This window comes from Sorangiineae bacterium MSr11954, from assembly GCA_037157815.1.
GTDB classification, from domain to species: Bacteria; Myxococcota_A; Polyangia; order Polyangiales; family Polyangiaceae; genus Pendulispora; species Pendulispora albinea.
This window is the reverse complement of the sequence record CP089984.1, coordinates 6,109,939-6,127,125: the sequence shown is the minus strand read 5'-3', so window position 1 is coordinate 6,127,125 and position 17,187 is coordinate 6,109,939. Positions and strand designations below refer to the sequence as shown.

General features: G+C 66.0%; 14 protein-coding genes and 1 pseudogene. 7 read left to right on the top strand and 8 right to left on the bottom strand.

The annotated features are described in order from the left end of the window. Positions 1 to 45: 45 nt before the first annotated feature. The 5 genes from LZC94_23555 to LZC94_23535 all read left to right on the top strand — a co-directional run bounded on the left by LZC94_23555 (position 46) and on the right by LZC94_23535 (position 6,122). Complete coding sequence (locus tag LZC94_23555; protein WXB10852.1) at positions 46 to 1,425, top strand: ribonuclease H-like domain-containing protein; 1,380 nt, start codon at positions 46 to 48, stop codon at positions 1,423 to 1,425. Beyond that, on the top strand, positions 1,422 to 4,115 hold the full coding sequence (gene leuS, locus LZC94_23550) for a leucine--tRNA ligase (GenBank protein WXB10851.1): 2,694 nt from the start codon (positions 1,422 to 1,424) through the stop codon (positions 4,113 to 4,115). Before LZC94_23555 ends, leuS begins: the two co-directional genes overlap by 4 nt. After that, positions 4,112 to 4,741: a hypothetical protein gene (locus tag LZC94_23545; protein ID WXB10850.1), complete on the top strand. Its 630-nt coding sequence runs from the start codon at positions 4,112 to 4,114 to the stop codon at positions 4,739 to 4,741. The genes leuS and LZC94_23545 overlap by 4 nt, the downstream gene beginning before the upstream one ends. A 15-nt stretch (positions 4,742 to 4,756) precedes the next feature. Continuing rightward, on the top strand, positions 4,757 to 5,431 hold the full coding sequence (locus LZC94_23540) for a DUF72 domain-containing protein (protein WXB10849.1): 675 nt from the start codon (positions 4,757 to 4,759) through the stop codon (positions 5,429 to 5,431). A gap of 193 nt (positions 5,432 to 5,624) precedes the next feature. Continuing rightward, positions 5,625 to 6,122 (top strand): hypothetical protein, encoded by a 498-nt coding sequence (locus tag LZC94_23535; protein ID WXB20175.1) that lies wholly within the window; start codon positions 5,625 to 5,627, stop codon positions 6,120 to 6,122. A 54-nt stretch (positions 6,123 to 6,176) separates the two neighbouring features. Here the strand turns inward: LZC94_23535 and LZC94_23530 are convergent, their stop codons facing one another. Together LZC94_23530 and LZC94_23525 are read right to left on the bottom strand one after the other, a co-directional pair. Then, a complete protein-coding gene (locus LZC94_23530; GenBank protein WXB20174.1) occupies positions 6,177 to 6,806 on the bottom strand; it encodes a GyrI-like domain-containing protein in 630 nt (209 codons plus the stop codon). Beyond that, positions 6,803 to 7,687 carry an AraC family transcriptional regulator gene (locus tag LZC94_23525; GenBank protein WXB20173.1) on the bottom strand — a complete coding sequence of 295 codons (885 nt, stop codon included), beginning with the start codon at positions 7,685 to 7,687 and terminating at the stop codon, positions 6,803 to 6,805. The genes LZC94_23530 and LZC94_23525 overlap by 4 nt, the downstream gene beginning before the upstream one ends. 95 nt (positions 7,688 to 7,782) lie before the next feature. Here LZC94_23525 and LZC94_23520 point away from each other — a divergent pair, with 95 nt between their 5' ends. Next, entirely contained in the window at positions 7,783 to 8,457 is a 675-nt protein-coding gene (locus tag LZC94_23520) for a class I SAM-dependent methyltransferase (GenBank protein ID WXB20172.1), read from the top strand. A 13-nt stretch (positions 8,458 to 8,470) separates the two neighbouring features. On the opposite strand, the gene LZC94_23515 is transcribed toward LZC94_23520, so the two are convergent. Further along, positions 8,471 to 9,322, bottom strand: coding sequence for a branched-chain amino acid aminotransferase (locus tag LZC94_23515; GenBank protein ID WXB20171.1), 852 nt, complete (start codon positions 9,320 to 9,322; stop codon positions 8,471 to 8,473). Positions 9,323 to 9,622: 300 nt separating this feature from the next. Between LZC94_23515 and LZC94_23510 the strand changes: the two genes are divergently transcribed. Continuing rightward, on the top strand, positions 9,623 to 11,302 hold the full coding sequence (locus tag LZC94_23510; GenBank protein WXB20170.1) for a hypothetical protein: 1,680 nt from the start codon (positions 9,623 to 9,625) through the stop codon (positions 11,300 to 11,302). Positions 11,303 to 13,489: 2,187 nt separating this feature from the next. Here LZC94_23510 and LZC94_23505 read toward each other — a convergent pair. From LZC94_23505 to LZC94_23485, 5 genes and pseudogenes are all read right to left on the bottom strand, one after another. Beyond that, positions 13,490 to 13,798: pseudogene (locus LZC94_23505) on the bottom strand (hypothetical protein). A 285-nt stretch (positions 13,799 to 14,083) separates the two neighbouring features. Further along, on the bottom strand, positions 14,084 to 14,752 hold the full coding sequence (locus LZC94_23500; GenBank protein ID WXB20169.1) for a hypothetical protein: 669 nt from the start codon (positions 14,750 to 14,752) through the stop codon (positions 14,084 to 14,086). Between the two features lie 80 nt (positions 14,753 to 14,832). Then, positions 14,833 to 16,389: an apolipoprotein N-acyltransferase gene (lnt, locus tag LZC94_23495; GenBank protein WXB20168.1), complete on the bottom strand. Its 1,557-nt coding sequence runs from the start codon at positions 16,387 to 16,389 to the stop codon at positions 14,833 to 14,835. Continuing rightward, positions 16,386 to 16,772, bottom strand: coding sequence for a response regulator (locus LZC94_23490; GenBank protein WXB20167.1), 387 nt, complete (start codon positions 16,770 to 16,772; stop codon positions 16,386 to 16,388). The genes lnt and LZC94_23490 overlap by 4 nt, the downstream gene beginning before the upstream one ends. Before the next feature lie 70 nt (positions 16,773 to 16,842). Next, entirely contained in the window at positions 16,843 to 17,154 is a 312-nt protein-coding gene (locus LZC94_23485) for an FKBP-type peptidyl-prolyl cis-trans isomerase (GenBank protein WXB20233.1), read from the bottom strand. Positions 17,155 to 17,187: the final 33 nt, after the last annotated feature.

Here is a 17,187-nt window from a genome sequence, read left to right as displayed (position 1 = left end):
TCAAGAGGCTTGGTCAAATAACTGGACGGATATACAGTAGCGACCGTGTCGTTCCGTTCGAGGCTTGCGCGCGCCGCCCAAACGCACCCTTCTCTGCCCTCGCTCCCGCTCGCCCCGAGCCCGTCCCCCGCGCCGGCTTCCCCCGAGCCCGAGCTCGACCCGGCGCCCCAAGCCCCCAAAAAGTCCGCCGTTCTCGACGATCTGCGCGCCAAAATGACGGCCATCCTCGAGCGCAGCCCCCTCGGCGCAGCCATCCCGCCGCCGCGCGCCGTCGACACCGAGGATCTTCCCTTCGTCACCCAGGAAACCCCCCGCGGCCCGCTCCACGTCCGCACCCTCCGCCTCTCCCCCTCGCACCGCACCGGCCGCGCCCCGCTTCTTCCCGCGCGGGAGGCCAGCGCCGAGCTCCTCGCCCTCCTTGCGCTCGACCCCTCGCTCCAGTCGTGCGATCCCCGCGGCGCGCTCTACCTCGACACCGAGACCACGGGCCTCAGCGGCGGCACCGGCACCGTGGCCTTTCTCGTAGGGCTTGCGTTTTGGAAGGATGGCGCCCTGGTGGTGGAGCAGCTGCTCGTGCGCGAGCTCGGCGAGGAGGCGCCCATGCTCGAGCGGGTCGCCGCACGCCTGCGCGAGGCGACCATGCTGGTCACCTTCAACGGCAAAGCCTTCGACATGCCGCTGCTGCGCACCCGCTTCGTCCTGTCGCGGGCCGAGGTCCCCGAGGCCGGCGCCACCCCGCACCTCGATCTGCTCCACGTGGCCCGCCGCCTCCATCGCCCGCGGGGCATCGCCTGCCGCCTCACCACCATCGAGCGCGACATCCTCGGCTTCGAGCGCGCGAACGACGTGGACTCGGCCGACGTGAGCGCCTGCTATTGGCATTTTCAGCGCACGGGCGATACGAGCGCCCTGATGCGCGTGGTCGAGCACAACGCGTGGGACGTGGTCACCATGGCGTCGCTGGTTGGCCTCTACGGCGAGCCGCTCGAGGGCAGCCAGCTCGACCCCGAGGATCTGGTGGGTGTGGCGCGAACGCTCAAGCGCGCCGGCGCCATGGATGGGGCCATGGCCGCCGCCCAAACCGCCATCGATCGCGGCGCGGGCCATGAGTCGATGCGCGTCCGCGCGGAGATTGCCAAGGCGCGCGGCGATCGGGCGCGCGCCCTGCTCGACTATGCGGCGCTGTCCGAGAAGATCGACTGCGACCGGGTGCGGCTCGAGCTTGCCAAGCTTTACGAACACTACGTCAAGGAGCCGGCGCGAGCGCTCGCCCTGGTGGCGCAGGGCACGGGTGAATCGGAGCCGGCGCGCCAGCACCGGGCCGCGCGCCTCGCCCGAAAGGCCGAAAAGGCCAAGGAGACGCGCTCCGCGGGCGCGGAATATGTGGCGCAACGCTACATGTTCGATGATAAATCCACCGTATGACCGACAGTTACGATCCGGCCAGCATCGAGCCCGTCTGGCAGCGTTATTGGGACGATCACGGCACCTTCCGTGCGGAACGCCACCCCGGAAAGCCCAAGCTCTACATCCTCGATATGTTTCCTTACCCGTCGGGCGCGGGGCTTCACGTCGGTCACCCCGAGGGCTATACGGCCACGGATATCGTGTCGCGCTACAAGCGGATGCGCGGCTTCGACGTGCTGCACCCCATGGGCTGGGACGCCTTCGGCCTGCCCGCCGAGCAGCACGCCATCGCCACCGGCACCCATCCGCGCGACACCACGCAGGCCAACATCGCGAACTTCAAGCGCCAGCTGAAGAGCCTGGGCTTCTCCTTCGATTGGTCGCGCGAAATCGACACCACCTCGCCCGAATACGTGCGCTGGACGCAGTGGATCTTCCTCCAGCTCTTCAAGCGCGGATTGGCGTTTCAGGAGAAGATCGCCGTCAATTGGTGCGCGGCCCTCGGCACCGTGCTCGCGAACGAAGAGGTGATCGACGGGCGCAGCGAGCGTGGTAATCACCCGGTCGAGCGCCTGCCGCTGCGCCAATGGCTCTTGCGCATCACCGAGTACGCCGACCGCCTCGACGAGGATCTGGCCGCGCTCGACTGGCCCGAGACCAAGGCCAAGCAACACAACTGGATCGGCCGCAGCGAGGGCGCGCTCGCCGATTTCACGGTGGAGGGCAAGAGCGCCAAGATCACTGTCTTTACCACGCGGGTCGACACGCTCTCGGCCGCCACCTACGTGGTGCTGGCGCCCGAGCACCCGCTGGTGGCGGAGCTCGTATCCGCCGAGCAGCGCGATGCGGTGACGGCGTACGTGCAAGCCGCCAAGAAGAAGAGCGACATCGACCGCACGGATCTCACCAAGAAGAAGACGGGCGTGTTCTTGGGCGCCTACGCCAACAACCCGCTCAACGACAATCGACTGCCCATTTGGGTCGCGGATTACGTGATTGGCACCTACGGCACCGGCGCCGTCATGGCGGTCCCCGCCCACGACGAGCGCGATCACGAGTTTGCGCGGACGTACCAACTGCCGATCATCCAAGTCGTCGCCGCCAAGCCGGGGAGCAACGACGTGGTCGACGTGCAGCGGGCGGCCTATGTGGAGGACGGCGTCGCGTACAAGGTCCGCGCCCATCTGAACGTGCCGGACGGCACCCCCAGCGAGGACGTGCGCCGCATGGTCACCGAGTGGCTCGCGGCCAACGGCAAGGGAAGCGCGCGCGTCACGTACCGATTGCGCGACTGGGTCTTCTCGCGCCAGCGCTATTGGGGTGAGCCGATTCCCATTTATTTCCCGGTGGAGACCAGCGGCAACCCCCGCGAGCCCGGGGCCTTGTACACCATTCGCTACGATCAGCCCATCGCGGTCGAGGAGAGCGAGCTGCCGCTGCGCCTCCCCGAGCTCGAGGACTTCCGCCCCGGCAACGATCCCTTGGGGCCCTTGGCGCGCATCCCCGAGTGGCGCTTCTTTCAAAGAGACGGCAAGTGGTACGCCCGCGAGACGAACACCATGCCGCAGTGGGCTGGCTCGTGTTGGTACTACCTGCGCTTCCCCGATCCGAAGAACACGGAGCGCATTTTCAGCCAAGAGGCCTACGACGCATGGATGCCGGTGGACCTGTACATCGGCGGCGCCGAGCACGCGGTGCTGCACCTGCTCTACGCGCGCTTCTGGCACAAAGTGCTCTACGACATCGGCCTGGTGAAGCATAGCGAGCCGTTTACCCGGCTGGTGCACCAAGGGATCATCTTGGGCACCTCGTACCGCTATTACACGAGCAAGGCCGATCCCACGCAGGTGCACCCCGGCGGCGCGGCCATCGTGAAGGACGAGGACACGGGCGAGATCCATCTCGGGAGCAAGACCGGCGACATCCTCGAGGAGCGCTGGGCCACCGAGAACGACGTGCAGGTAAAGGACGGGCGCACCGTTCACAAGACCCTGGACGTGGAGGTGACCCTCGTCGCCGAAAAGATGAGCAAGGCTCGCGGCAACGTGGTCAACCCCGACGACATCGTCCGCGAGCACGGCGCCGACGCGCTCCGCCTGTACGAAATGTTCATGGGGCCGCTCGAGCATATGAAGCCCTGGCAGACCAGCGGCATCGACGGCGTGCGCCGCTTCCTCGAGCGCACCTGGAACGTGTGCACGGGCGCCGCGGCGCCTCTATCGCGCGATCCGGCCGATTACGCGCTGGAGACGAAGCGGCAGGTCCACAAAACGATCAAGAAGGTGTCCGAGGACATCGAGAGCCTTCGCTTCAACACCGCCATCAGCGCCATGATGATCCTGACCAAGCACCTCGGCGGCCTGCCCAAGGTGCCGCACGAGGCGGCGCAGCAGCTCGCGCTCTTGGTCTCGCCCTTCGCGCCGCACATCGGCGAGGAGCTGTGGAAGCGCCTCGGCGGATCGGCCTCCTTGGCGAACGAGCCGTGGCCGGTCTTCGATCCGGAGCTGGTCAAGGACGACGTCGTGGAGATCGGCGTTCAAGTGAACGGCAAGCTTCGCGGCACCGTGGAGCTGGCCGTCGACGCCGACGAGGCGACCGCCCGCGCCGCGGCCCTCGCCGCGCCTCGGGTGGCCGCGCAGCTGGAGGGCAAGACCTTGCGGAAGCTCGTCTATGTGAAGGGGAAGATCATCAACCTGATCGTGGGATGAGCACCCGCGCGCGCCGCACCGTCTCGGTCGCGTTCATCGCGTCCTTCGCCCTGGGCGTCGCGGCCGCGGCGGGCGCGCTGGGGTGCGGCTACCGCGCGCTCTACGCCGAACCGGGCGAGGCTCGCTATGCCGTGGTCCTCGCATCGGCGCGCGTGGCCGATGCGGTGGCCAACGACGAGGTGGTGGCGGGCCTTCGCGCCACGCTCGCGCGCGAGGGCGCGCTGGCCGCGGGCACGGGTTATCCGCGCGTCGAGGTCGAGGTGCTTCGCGCCGACGAGGTGAGCGAGGGCATCGCCTCCGCCGAATCACCGGGCGGGCACGTCCCGCGTGCGCGCGCTACCCAAGTCGGCATTTTGGCACGCGCCTGGATCGTTCGCGTCAAAGGCGGCGCGCACGAGGCCGACACCGGCGATGTTCGCGCCTTCAATGTCGTGCAAAGCGCGCCGGCGCAGGGCGAGGGCGCCCTCGATCCTGCGGGCGGCGCGCGCGCATCGGGTTTGGTCTCCGAGGGCATCCGTCACGATGACGCCCTTCGCGCGGTTGCGCGACGTGTAGGGCAACGTCTGGCATTGCGCGTCCTGGGGCATCCGGTGGCCCGCGACGAGTCGGCGGAGGAACTGTGGTAGCCTCTCGCCGCGCACATGGAAAAGCGCACCAAGGACAGAGCGATCACCTTAGGGTGCGCGGGCTTTCCAGTCCCGGCCACGCGGTACTTCAAGGAGTTTCTATTCGTCGAGGTGCAGGAGACGCACGTGGCCCAACCCGGCACCGGCACCATCCGCCGCTGGCGGCGCGAGGCGCCCGAGGGCTTCGTCTTTAGCGTGCAGGCGCCGCGCGAAATTGGTCAGGAGGGTTTTCGCAGCGGCAAGGTGACCGAGAGCGCGCTCAAGGCGCTGCGCGAGGTGAGCAAGGAGCTCGTCGCCACCACCGCCGTGTTCATCGCGCCGCCCGATTTCTCCAGCGGCCGGACGAACAAGGCGATGATCAAAGAGTTCCTCGGCAGCGTGCGAAAGAAGTTCGACCGCATCGTCTGGGAGGCGCCGCCCAGCTGGAACCCCGACGACGCCGCCACCCTCGCCGACGACGCCGGCGCCATCGCCGCCCGCGATCCCCTCACACAAGGCCTCGCCCAAGGCAAGGTCGCCTACTACCGTCTCCCCGGCCCCGCAGGCCACAAAAGCCGCTACGAAGATCCGGCCATCGAGCGCCTCGCCGATCTGGCGCGCACCGCCGAGCACCTCGATGCGACCTACGTCTTCACCAATGTCGATATGTTCGCCGACGCCAAGCGTTTGAAGAAGGCGTTGAAGATCTAACCGGCGCGCGGGGCTCGAGGCGGTCGGAGAGCTCGTATTCGCGAACGCCACGCGTTCGAAGAAAACGCGGAAGATTCGAATCGGCATGCTCTTGGAGGTAAATCCGCGCACCCCTCGTTCGAATTAGGATCGGTCGTGACCTAGATCGCAGCTACCCATCGCATACCGGACGAACACGAAAGGAAGCACGGCGATGGATCGAGCCACGATGGGGCAACCGCGCGAAGACGGCGCGCGTGATTTCGATTTTCTGATGGGCAGCTGGACGGTCGAGAACCGCCGGTTGCGCGAGCGGCTCAAGGGCTCGGACATTTGGGACGAATTCTCCGCGACCCATGTGACGCGGCCGATTCTGGATGGTTTCGGGAACGAAGACGAGTTTCGAACGGACTTCGATGGAGGCTTCGTCGGAATGACGTTCCGTTTCTTCAATCGCACCACGAAAGCGTGGGCCCTCTATTGGGCGAACAGCCGCACAGGTGTCCTCGAGCCGCCGGTGGTCGGGGCATTTTCCGGGGATCGAGGCACCTTCGAGGGGCGAGATACCTTCGAGGGGAAGCCCATTCGCGTTCGCTTCATCTGGTCGCGCACGAGCACCGATCATCCACGTTGGGAGCAAGCTTTCTCCTCGGACGATGGCCAGACGTGGGAGACCAACTGGGTTATGGACTTTTCACGCGCGCACCCTTGACGCGCGATCGCGCGGCGCGCGCCATGGCCGTCGGATCGCCGGGCGCCGCGGAGGTCAGATCATCGCCCGCACGGGATGGCGCAGAATGGTCTTTAGGCTCTCGGGCGGCACGCGGCGGGGATCGGACAAATAGATCTCGTGGTGCCGCCCGCACAGCTCGAGGCGATTTTTGCGCGACGCGGAGGTCATTTCGTCGAGGGTCGCGCGTTCGGTGGCGTAGGGGCCCACGTGGAGCATTTGCACGCAGCGCCCCTCCTGGAGGGTCTCGATTTCGACCTTTTCGGTGTGCTCCGTGCTTTTGCCCTTTCGACGCAACGCCTCTTTCGCCTCACCGAGGGCGCCGTCGTCCACGAAGTCAGGCGTGCGAATCAGGAGCGTATAATGGACTTGGTCGTCCGCCGCCTTCTCGAACGGCGCGCCGCCGTCGATCCACCAGAGCGCCTCGAGCTTGCAAACGGTATAATCGCGACCTTTGGCCTTCAGCATCATTTTCGTCGTGAAGGCCGCGGAGTAGAGGGCGCCCGTCGCGTCCTCGAACGCGCCGCCCCCCGGCTTGCCCCGCCCGCCCACCGACAAATAGCGCGCGGGCGATACATCGATGAAGGCGGGGCGACGCGGGGAGACGTATTCGTGTTTGAAGTCGCTGTACAAATCGGTCTTGTTCGTCTTGCTCGGGCTCGTCATACGGCGCGCTCCTTCAGCGGAATGTAGATGTCCGTGAGCAGCTCGTCGGGCTCCGTGGTCTCCGGATCGTTCAGATAAATTTCGAAGGGTGGATGGTCGGCCGGCTCGCGTCCGCTGGTGGGGAGCCACTCGCCGTAGAGGGCATTGTACGTCTTGCCGAGCTCCTGGTAGCTGCCGCGGTGGCACGCCACGGCGTGCTCTCCGCCGGCGAGCTCGCCGACGCCCACCTCGCCGTCCGCCTGCACGCTCGCGTCCACGACCAAGGCGGCGTCGAAGCGGAGTTTGTCCTCCGGGGTGATGCTGGGATCGTCGTGGGAGACGCCCAAGATGGTCACCTTGGGGCCGAGCAGGCCGAGGGGCGCGGCCCACGCGAGCAAGCGCTGGAAGGTCTCGCCGACCCGGTCGTACGGGCCGACGTGGCGGATGAAGGCGATGCGCAGGGGTTCGATTCGTTGGATGGTCACGTTCATGATGCTCTCCTCGTCGTTGGCAAACCCACCACCAAGCCCGAGCGCCGGTCCTCGCTCCGACCGAATCAGCGCGTGGCGCGCGCGAAAGGCCGAAGGCGCAACGCGGAACATGGCTCGGAACGCGCGCGTGAAGGCCTCGTGGGTCTCGTAGCCCGCGCCGAGCGCGATCTCCAGCACGCTCTGATCCGTCTGCTTGAGTTTCAGCGCAGCGCCCTCGAGTCGCAGCCGCCGTACGTATCGATGCACGGACTCCCCGACCAGCGCCCGAAAGACGCGGTGGAAATGGTACGGTGAAAAGTGACTCAGCTTTGCCAGATCCTCGAGGTTCAGAGGCCCGTCCAAGTGCGCTTGGATATGGACCAACACCCGTAGAATCCGCTCGCGGTACGTCTTCGAGGTATCGAGCTTCATGGTGGGTTGGAGCCCTTTTCGTACGCCATCCGCTTCCGCCGTGCTTGACCGATCTTGCTCCTTTTCGCGCGGCGGGCTCCGGTAGAATGCCGCACATGCTCAAAGCGATTGCCCACTTCGTTCGGAACGGCCCGGAGGTTTTGCGGATGCAGAAACAGCACTCGCGGGCGGAGTTTCTGGACCTGTTCAACGAAAAAGCCGACGCCCAGGGCTACGCCGACGTCCGGCGCGAGCTGGTCGGCGATCTCGCGGGGAGCATCCTCGAGATTGGGTGCGGCACCGGCTCGATGTTTCGCTACTACGGCGAGCGCGCCCGCGTGGACGCCATCGAGCCCGAGGAAGATTTTCTCGAGCGCGCCGTCGCCAAAGCGCAGAGGACGTCTGGAAAGATCCACGCGATGGCAGGCGATGGCATGAACCTGCCGTTCTCGAATGGGTCGTTCGACACGGTGGTCATCTGCCTGGTCTTGTGCAGCGTTGCGTCGACCTCGCGCGTGCTCGCGGAGGCGTTTCGCGTGCTGCGCGGCGGCGGGCAGCTTCGCGCGCTCGAGCACGTGCGCAGCGGGGGAGCGGTCGCGGGGCTCCTGATGGATCTCGGCAACCCGCTCTGGCTGCGCATCAACAAACAGGGGTGCAACTGGAACCGCGATCCCCTCGCGGCGCTCTCCGAGGCCGGCTTCTGGGTCGACGACGTTCGCGCGTTCCAGCGCTTCGACACGATGATGCCCGCGTTCCCCATGCGCCTGGTGAAGGCGCACAAGCCACGATGAGCGCGCTCGTTCGTTACGAGTGCGCCCAATCCCAATAGAGCTGGCGCGCCTTTCGGGCGATGGGGCCATATTCGAGCTTGCGGTCCTCGAAGGCCACGATGGGATACACCTTGGAGACATTGCCGGTGGCGAAGATTTCGTCGGCCTGGTGGAAGTCCTCCACCGTCAAGGTGGTCTCGTGAACGGTGATCCCGGTGTGGCGGAGCAGGCCGATCACGCGTTCGCGGGTGATGCCGGCGAGGAAGGTGCGGTTGGGCACGGGCGTGAACACCTCGCCGCCGCGGACCATGAAGACATTGGCGGTCGCGAGCTCGGCCACGTTGCCCAGGGTGTCGCACGAGAGCGCGTTGTGAAACCCCTTGGCCTTGGCCTCGCGGAGCATGCGCGCGTTGTTCGGGTAAAGGCAGGAGGCCTTGGCGTTGACCGGCATGGTCTCGATGGTGGGGCGGCGGAAGCGGGTGGTGGTGATGGTGATGCCGTTCGGCGGGGACATGGGCATCTCCTCGAGGCACAACGCGAAGTCGGTCGACGACGCCATCGGCAGGATCACCCCCGCTTCGCCTTCCTCGGCCCAATACATCGGCCGCACGTACACCGCGGTGTCGGGCGCAAACTTCTTCAACCCTTCGCGGGTGAGCTCCACGATGGCCTCGGTGGAGAGGGTGGGCTCCAAGCCCAACGCCCGTGCGCTATCGTTGACCCTCGCACAGTGGCGATCGAGATCGGGCACCACGCCTTCGAACGCCCGCGCCCCGTCGAACACGAGCGAGGCGAGCCAAGTCGCATGGGAGGCCGCCCCCAGAATGCGAACGTCGCCCGAGTGCCAACCCTTGTTGTAGTACGTCCAGATCGTTCGGTTCCTCATCGTCCTCGGCTCCTCCGTGTCGGAATCCTTCGACTATGGCACAGATGCTCTTCGGGCGGCTGGCGCTGCGGGCCGTGCTCGGTATCGTGGGTGACGATGACGCACCGCGCGCACGATTCCATTCGCGTCGAGGTGGCGATGACGGTATCGCGTCGCTCACGTTCGACGGCTTCGGGGCGCGCTATGCGATTCGCGCGCGGCGTTGGCGGAAAGATGAACGATACGCCCCAGGCGTGATGGCGTGGGGAAGGGTAGCGGCGTCGGCGGCGTTCGGTATGGACGATGCGTGCTTGCCGGGCCATGGGCACCTCTTGGTATGTGCTTGCGATGGCGCTCGAGGTCGGAGTGGCCAGCGTTGGGGCGGGCGGCTGCCGCGATGGTGAAGGGGCGCCGCTCACTCGTCCGCAATCCGGCGTGGAGGATGGCGCGGCGACGATCGCGGCGACGGAGATCGTGGGGGCACGCGCGCTTTCCATTGCCTCGCCCGAGCCTCGGAGTGCCGGGCCCGAGCCTCCGATTGCCGCCCGAACGGTGCCGGTTCCGGGTGATCTCGAAGCGTTCTATGTGCCGGCTCGTCGTGCGGTGCGATCGCCTGCGCGCATGGTCTTCCTTCATGGCGCGTGCACGCATGGTCTTGGTTACATTCAGGCGTTTCAATTTACGGCCAGCGAGCGCGGGCCGTTGATGGCGCTTCAAGGAGAGCACGCCTGCGGCGGTGGTTACCGCAGTTGGACCGGTGGTCCCGAGCGAACCGACGCGCGCATCGACGCCGCATTCCGCGCCGCAGGCGATCGTGCTCCCGACGCCCCCGTCGTCGCCATCGGCTACTCGCAGGGAGCGTTGGTGGCTGCGGGCCTTGCCGCGAAGTACCCGGCCAAGTACCGGCGCATCGTTCTCATCGGCTCGCCGCGCGCGGTGGACGCACGTGCGCTCGCGCACCTCGATGGCGCCGTGATGATGGCGGGCACCTTCGACAACCGCGCCGTGATGAAAGAGAGCGCCGATGCGTTGAAGCGCGCCGGCGTACCCGCCACGTTCATCGAAATACCAAAGGCGCATCACGGGCAGCTCCTCGACGGCGAAAAGGTGATGAACGACGCGTTTGCGTGGCTGGAGCAGCACGCAAAGAACGCAAATGATGCGTCGCCGCCGAACGCTGCGCGGGCCGATGCGCCGCCGAACGCTGCGCGGGCCGATGCGCCGCCGAACGCTGCGCGGGCCGATGCGCCGCCGAACGCTGCGCCGCCGAATTCCGCATCGGTGCGGGACGCATCGCCTGCGCGCCTCGCGCCATTGGGCGACGCGGCATGGATCGAGCCGTTGGACCTCGGAAATGGCGACTTCGCCGTGGTCACGGTGCCTCTCGGCGCCACCGAGCCGCGCCCGCTGATGCTCGCGGTGCATGGCGCGGGCGATCGCCCCGAGTGGGCGTGCGGCGGCTGGCGATTGGGAACGAACGCATACCCCTTCATCGTCTGCCCGCGCGGCACGCCCCTCGGCTCGAACAGCTATGCCTGGAGCAGCTGGCAGCAAATCGAACGCATCGCCTTATCGGCCCTCGACCACGTGCGTCGCCGCTTTGGCGCGTACATCGCCGAGGGCCCCGTCGCCTACGCCGGATTCTCCCAAGGCGCCACCGCCGCAGCCCCCCTCTTACTCCGACACGCCTCCGACTTTCACCCCATCATCCTCGCCGAAGGCGCCTACGCCTCCACCACCTCCGCCGACTTCGCCCGCAGTCTGGCCAACCACGGTGCGCGCACCATCATCCTCGTTTGCGGCACCGCCCACTGCTTCGCCAACGCCGCCCGCGCCCGGCCCATTCTAGAACGCGCAAAGCTCACCGTCTTCGTCGGAGGCGACGCCTCCTCCGGACACAACTTGAACCTGGCCATGCAAAACGCGCTGCGCCGCTCCTGGAAAGGATGGTTCGCCGCCGAACCCGCGTGGTCCGGTTTTCTCGACCAGGCCAACGAATAGGACCTTGCCCCTCCTCCGGCCACAATTTGAACCTAGCCATGCAAAACGCGCTGCGCCGCTCCTGGAAAGAATGGTTCGCAAAACGCGCTGCGCCGCTCCTGGAAAGAATGGTTCGCGGCCGAACCCGCGTGGTCCGGTTTTCTCGACCTCGCCAACGAACATGGCCACGCTCTCCCGTGGGTCAATCAGGTAGAAGCGCCTTCGTCATTGGCATTCATTCGCGCACTCGTTCCTCGTACAAGCCGCCAGCGCATCGGAGTCGCTCTTGCCCGAAGGGCGGGCCCTTCCGCAGTCGTCGACGCATTGCAACGCCTTTTCGATGTCCGGATCGACGCAAGTCGACGTGCACAGTCCGTACTTTTCGCACTCCGTTCCCGAACCGCATCGCGCCTTCTCCGTCGCGCACCTTTGATTCGTGCATTGTGCACATGTTTGGGGGGTGCTGCCCGCATCGGAGTTGGGAGCACACGCGAGCTGGGTGCGGCACTCGGGGGCGCACGGACCGGAGTTGCAGCCGAAATAGTCGTCACATTTGGCGAGCGCGAAGTAGGCGCGTTGGCCTGCGGGGTGGCTGTAGAAGCAATCATTGACGCACTCGCTCGTCGAACAAGCGATCGCGCAGTAGTAAATTCGGAGGCATTCCGCGTTTTGCGAACAGCGGGCCCACTGGCTCGCGCACTTCGGATAGAGGCAGCGCTCGCAAGGCGTCGCGTCATCGACTCCGGCGTCGCTGTTCCCGCTGTCACCGTCGCTGGCAGCGTCGCGCGGCTCGTTGTTCCCGCTGTCTCGATTGCCGACATCGCCGCCGCCATCCATCGAGGGCTCGGTGCTGTGGATGACGGTGCACCCTTGTGTCGTTGCAAGAACGGAGGCGCTCCCAAAAAGGACCGCGCTCAAAACCGGCTTCCATCGATGTGTTTGCGCCATTGGGAATAAGTTGATTATTCAATGACGAATTGGTTCGAGGAGCAATGCTTTATCGTGAATAATGACGACGATGGTTAATCAACATCGTTTAAAAAGCTCAGCTGCGTAACGCGGTGCTGACGGGTTTTGTGTCGTAATTATCTTTGCGGTCGCGGTATTTATTTCACGCAACTATCGGTCATCGCCGGACGATAAGGAGTGCATGCGAAGAACGAATCATTCTCGAAGCCATCGGCCGAGCCGGAGCCTATTTCTGCAAGCCGGAACGCCCACGTTTCTCGCGCTCATGCTCGGGGCAACCGCGAGCTGCGGGAGCGACTCCCCAGACGGAGGCGAACGGCCTAAGGGGCCCGGACCGATCATCGTGTACGGGTGCTCCGTCGACGACGAGCCCAAAGACACTCCGGCGTGCCTCAACGAGGCGATCGCCATCTTCGTCTCCTCGAACGGCGACGACGCCAATGCCGGCACGAAGGCCGGCCCCGTTCGAACGATCGCCAAAGCCCTCACGAAAATGAGCGGGCGCACGCGCATGTATGTTTGTGAAGGCGCTTACGTGGAGCCGGCCCTGCGCATCGGTGTGAGCATCTACGGCGGCTTTGATTGCACATCGTGGGCGTACACCGGAAAACCTGCGAAGTTGTTCGGTGCGCCGGGAAGTATTGCGCTCACCGTCGCCGATGCGAAAGATGTCGAACTGGCCGATCTCGAGGTGACGGCGGCCGACGCCTCTGCGCCCGGTGGCTCGAGCATCGCGGGACTCATCGCGAACAGCAAGGTCACGGTGCGCCGCGCCAGGTTCAATGCCGGCGTTGCGAAGAGCGCCGAGGAAGCAAAGCAAGGGCCGCTTGCCTATGGCGAGCCAGCGCCGCCTGGTAACGGTGCAACCAGTGGAGCTCCGGGACCGGAACGAGAAAACCCGTGGTGTCGTGAAAGCGTCGGTGGCCGAGGCGGTGGGCCGGGGGCACCCACCATGGAAGCCGCGGGTGGAAGACCGCTCGTCACTCCTCGTCGGCCCGAATCGTCGACGGGTGCCGGAGGGGGTTATTGCGGCGGCGGCGCGGTTGGCGCTGGGGTTCCTGGCTCCAATGGCCCGGGGGGATCGGGTGGTGCGGGCGCTTCACGCTATGGCGTGCTTGCGGCAAGTGGGTGGAAGCCGGAAGGTGGCCTCGCGGGCAGCCCCGGCGGCCTTGGTCAGGGCGGCGGCGGAGGTGGTGGTGCTCAAGGAGGTGGCGGCCCTCCTCCACTCCCGAATTTAAGGGGGGCAAGCGGTGGAGCGGGCGGTTGCGGTGGAGCGGGAGGCGCCGGAGGGGACGGGGGAGGGGCGAGCCTCGCCCTGGCCATCGTCGATTCCGACGTGGCCATCCGCGCGAGTTGGTTTCTGGCTCGAGAAGCAGGCAGTGGCGCGAAGGGGGCCCAGGGACAAATGGGTCAAGCCGGTGGCGCCGCTGGTCCTTGGCAGGGGCCAGGCTATTGCCAAGCCGCGGCGGGCGGCGCAGGCGGCTCTGGGGGAGGTGGAGGCGGCGGAGCAGGTGGTCTCTCGGTCGGCATTCTCTGGACCGGAGGAACGCCGACACTCGACGATGCCCCCATGCCAGGCAATGCGCCCGCACACCCAAGGATCACCGTTGCTTCAACGGGAGGTCGACCCGGAGGTGCGGGCACGGGAACGGCTGCCGTTCCAAACGTGGATCAGGCGCAAAAGGGGGAGGACGGAACAATGGGCAAACCGGGCATCTCCCTCGCGATCATGACCTTACCGCGCCCGTAATGGTCACACCGACAGGGCTCAATCGACCTGCGCAAAAGCACGAAGGCCGGCGACACGATGCCGCCGGTCTCCGTCTCTACGACTTACTTGCACTCGTTTCCGCAGCTGTTCTTCGTGCAATTTGCGAGCGCATCGGAGTCGGCCTTGCCACCCGGGCGTGCTGCTCCGCAATCGTCGACGCACTGCAACGCTTTGTTGATGTCCGGATCCGTGCAGGTGGCCGTGCAGAGGCCGTACTTTTCGCACTCGGAACCCGCCGCGCAGCGATTCTTCTCGGTTGCGCACTTCTGGTCCGTGCACTGCTGGCAGGTCTGCGGTCCAGGGCCGGCGTCGAAGTTCGGTACGCATGCCAGCTGCGTTGAGCACTGCGATGTGCATGTGCCGCCGTTGCAGCCGTAGTACACGTTGCAGGAGGCGAGCGCGAAGTAATCCGCGTTCCCGTTGGGGTAGCTATTGAAGCAGTTATCGACGCACGAGCTGCTGCCGGTGGAGCAGTTGATCGCGCAGTAGTAGATCTTCAGGCAGTCCGTGTTTCGCTGGCATGAAGCCCACTGGCTCGCGCACTTCGGTGCCAGGCACCGATCACACGCCGTGGAATTGTCGCCCCCGCCGCCGCTATCCCTTCTGCCCCCGCCCCCGCCGTCGAACGGGTCGTTGCTGGTGGTGACCGTACAGCCCTGGGTCGAAAAAACAGCGACGCCGCCGAGAAGGACCGCGCCGAGAGCCAGCTTCCATCGATAAGTTCGCGACATGGGGTTACCTCTTTGGACGACGCGAAGGGCGCCGTCATTCAGGTCCGGTCACCGAAGACTAGTCGGACCCGACCGGGCTGTCACCTTGACTGCAAATTCGCCGAGTCCGTGGAACGCACCGGCCGCTTCCGAAATGCCGCGTACGCCATGGCCAAGCTCAAAAGGTACCAGGGGATATCCCCCACGACTTCGTACACGGTGAGCCCGCGCATCCAGCGCACGCTCGCTTGAACCGTCTCCGCCCGGAAGGTTCCGGAGTGGGCGATCACGCGGCCTACCGGATCGACCACCGCGCTCACCCCGCTGTTGGTGCTCCGGACCAGGTAACGGTGGTGCTCGATGGCCCGGAACTGCGCGAGCCCCAAGTGCTCCCAGGGCTCGCTCGTGTCCCCGAACCATGCGTCGTTGGTGATGTTCACCAAGAGCTCCGGATCGGCGTGGCCTACGGCGCGGTTGGTGAAGCCCGGCAGAATGTCCTCGTAGCAGATGAGCGCCGTGACCTTGTGCTCGCCGCTTTGGGTGCGAATCAGCAGTGGATCGAGCTTCGTCCCCGGGGTGAACTTCCCGCTGTTCGGCGACCATTGGTACAGAATCGGAAAGGTGTCGCCGAACGGCAGGTACTCGCCGAAGGCCAGCAAAAACTCTTTGTCGTAGCGGGCGGTCACGTGGCCTTGCGTGTCCGTGGAGAGCGCCGTGTTGAACCAGCGGTCGCGGTCCGAATCGAAGCGGTAGAGGACCGCGCCAAAAATCGCCGGCAACCCCAGCTGCGAGCCGACCCGCTCGTACATGACCTTGTCCGCGCGATGCTCGAGCACCGGTGCCGTGACCGACGACTCGCTCCACACCAACAGATCCGCGCCATGTTCCCGGAGCTCGCGCGAGAGCTTCAGATGCCGGCGCAGACCCTCACCCGGGTCCTCGCGCTTTTGCATCAGCCCCATGTTCGCCTGCACGAGCCCCACGTTGAGCCGCTCGCTCTCCGCCGCCTTGGCGTCGACCATGCGGATGCGCACGTAGCCATAGACGAGCGTCACCAGCAGCGCCCCGCCGCCGAGCTGCACCAGCCGCTTGTCCCACGGCCGCTTCTCGATGCGCGCCAGCAGCGGCTCCGCGATCGCCAGGTTCACCAGCACCAGCACCACCCCGATCAGGATCGGCCCGCCCAGATCCGCGATTTGCGTGAGCGCCGGCTGACCGTGCACGGTGGCCGCGTAATACCAGGGGAAGAGCAGCGGGAAGAGGAGCTCGCTCACCGCGAAAGCACCGACGAACACCAGCGCCGCCGGCCAGCCGCGCAGCGCGGCGCGCGCGTAGAGCCAACCCATGAAGGCCAAGCGGCCGCCCTGGTACGAGCAGATGATCAGCACGAAGAGCATGCACAGCGGCGTGGGGAAGCCGCTGAACGTCTTGAGCATGTTCAGGAGCCAGTAGAAGCCGAACACGTTCATCGTCGTGCCGGTGCAGAGGCCGAGCCAGGTGGCAAAACGCGGACGCTGACCGCGCAGGGCGATCCAGAGCGGCACGAAGGCGACGAAGGCCAGCGGCCAGATGTCCATGCCTGCGAAGGCTAGAAAATAGAGGAATCCCGAGAGGGCCGAGAGCCCCAGCGCGGGCAGAACGGGGAGCGGGATCTTCATGCTGTGAGGATGCGACCCACTTTGTCGAGGATGTCGCGGACGCTGAACGGCTTGGAAATGTAGTGCCGCGCGCCCGCTCCGAGCCCTTGTGCAACGTCTTTGGCCGAAGCGCGCGCGGTGAGGAACACGATGGGAACGGTGTCCCAGCGTCTATCGGCTTTGAGCAGGCGGCTCAAGGCATATCCGTTCATTTTCGGCATCATCACGTCGGTGATGATGAGATCCGGCGCGGCGGGGGAGCGCCTCAAAAGGTCCATCGCCTCGAGCCCATCTTGCGCGACCACCACCGTGTATTGAATCCCAAGCGCGCGAGCTAGAAGTGTGCGCACCGAGGTGTCATCTTCGACCACCAGGATGGTTTTGCGCGCTGCCGTCGAGCTCACATGAAAAACATAGCGGCTGAAGCGCGTTCACGCTTGTACCGGCGCGTCGTGCAGGCCCGGAAGAGGGCCGCTATTTGATGGCGAGGAGCTCGACCTCGAACACCAATGTGGCGCGCGGTGGGATAGCCGGCGGCATTCCCCGCTCACCGTAGGCCAGCTCGTAGGGGATGGTGAGCTTGCGCTTTCCGCCCACCTTCATGCCCGCCACGCCCTGGTCCCAGCCCTTGATGACCATCCCCGCGCCCAGCTGGAAGTCGAACGGCTGGCCGCGATCGCGCGAGCTGTCGAACTTTTTCCCGTCGGTGAGGGTGCCCGTGTAGTGCACGCTCACCCGATCGCCGGATTTGGCCTCCTTGCCATTGCCCGCGGCGAGATCCTTGATCTCGAGCTTTCCGTTGGGGACGGCCGGCGGTGC

Excerpts from the sequence above, each read along its gene's own strand:
- leuS (WXB10851.1), top strand. The coding sequence starts at position 1,422 with ATGACCGACAGTTACGATCCGGCCAGCATCGAGCCCGTCTGGCAGCGT.
- LZC94_23545 (WXB10850.1), top strand. The coding sequence starts at position 4,112 with ATGAGCACCCGCGCGCGCCGCACCGTCTCGGTCGCGTTCATCGCGTCC.
- LZC94_23540 (WXB10849.1), top strand. The coding sequence starts at position 4,757 with ATGGAAAAGCGCACCAAGGACAGAGCGATCACCTTAGGGTGCGCGGGC.
- LZC94_23535 (WXB20175.1), top strand. The coding sequence starts at position 5,625 with ATGGATCGAGCCACGATGGGGCAACCGCGCGAAGACGGCGCGCGTGAT.
- LZC94_23530 (WXB20174.1), bottom strand. The coding sequence starts at position 6,806 with ATGACGAGCCCGAGCAAGACGAACAAGACCGATTTGTACAGCGACTTC.
- LZC94_23525 (WXB20173.1), bottom strand. The coding sequence starts at position 7,687 with ATGAAGCTCGATACCTCGAAGACGTACCGCGAGCGGATTCTACGGGTG.
- LZC94_23520 (WXB20172.1), top strand. The coding sequence starts at position 7,783 with ATGCTCAAAGCGATTGCCCACTTCGTTCGGAACGGCCCGGAGGTTTTG.
- LZC94_23515 (WXB20171.1), bottom strand. The coding sequence starts at position 9,322 with ATGAGGAACCGAACGATCTGGACGTACTACAACAAGGGTTGGCACTCG.
- LZC94_23510 (WXB20170.1), top strand. The coding sequence starts at position 9,623 with ATGGGCACCTCTTGGTATGTGCTTGCGATGGCGCTCGAGGTCGGAGTG.
- LZC94_23500 (WXB20169.1), bottom strand. The coding sequence starts at position 14,752 with ATGTCGCGAACTTATCGATGGAAGCTGGCTCTCGGCGCGGTCCTTCTC.
- lnt (WXB20168.1), bottom strand. The coding sequence starts at position 16,389 with ATGAAGATCCCGCTCCCCGTTCTGCCCGCGCTGGGGCTCTCGGCCCTC.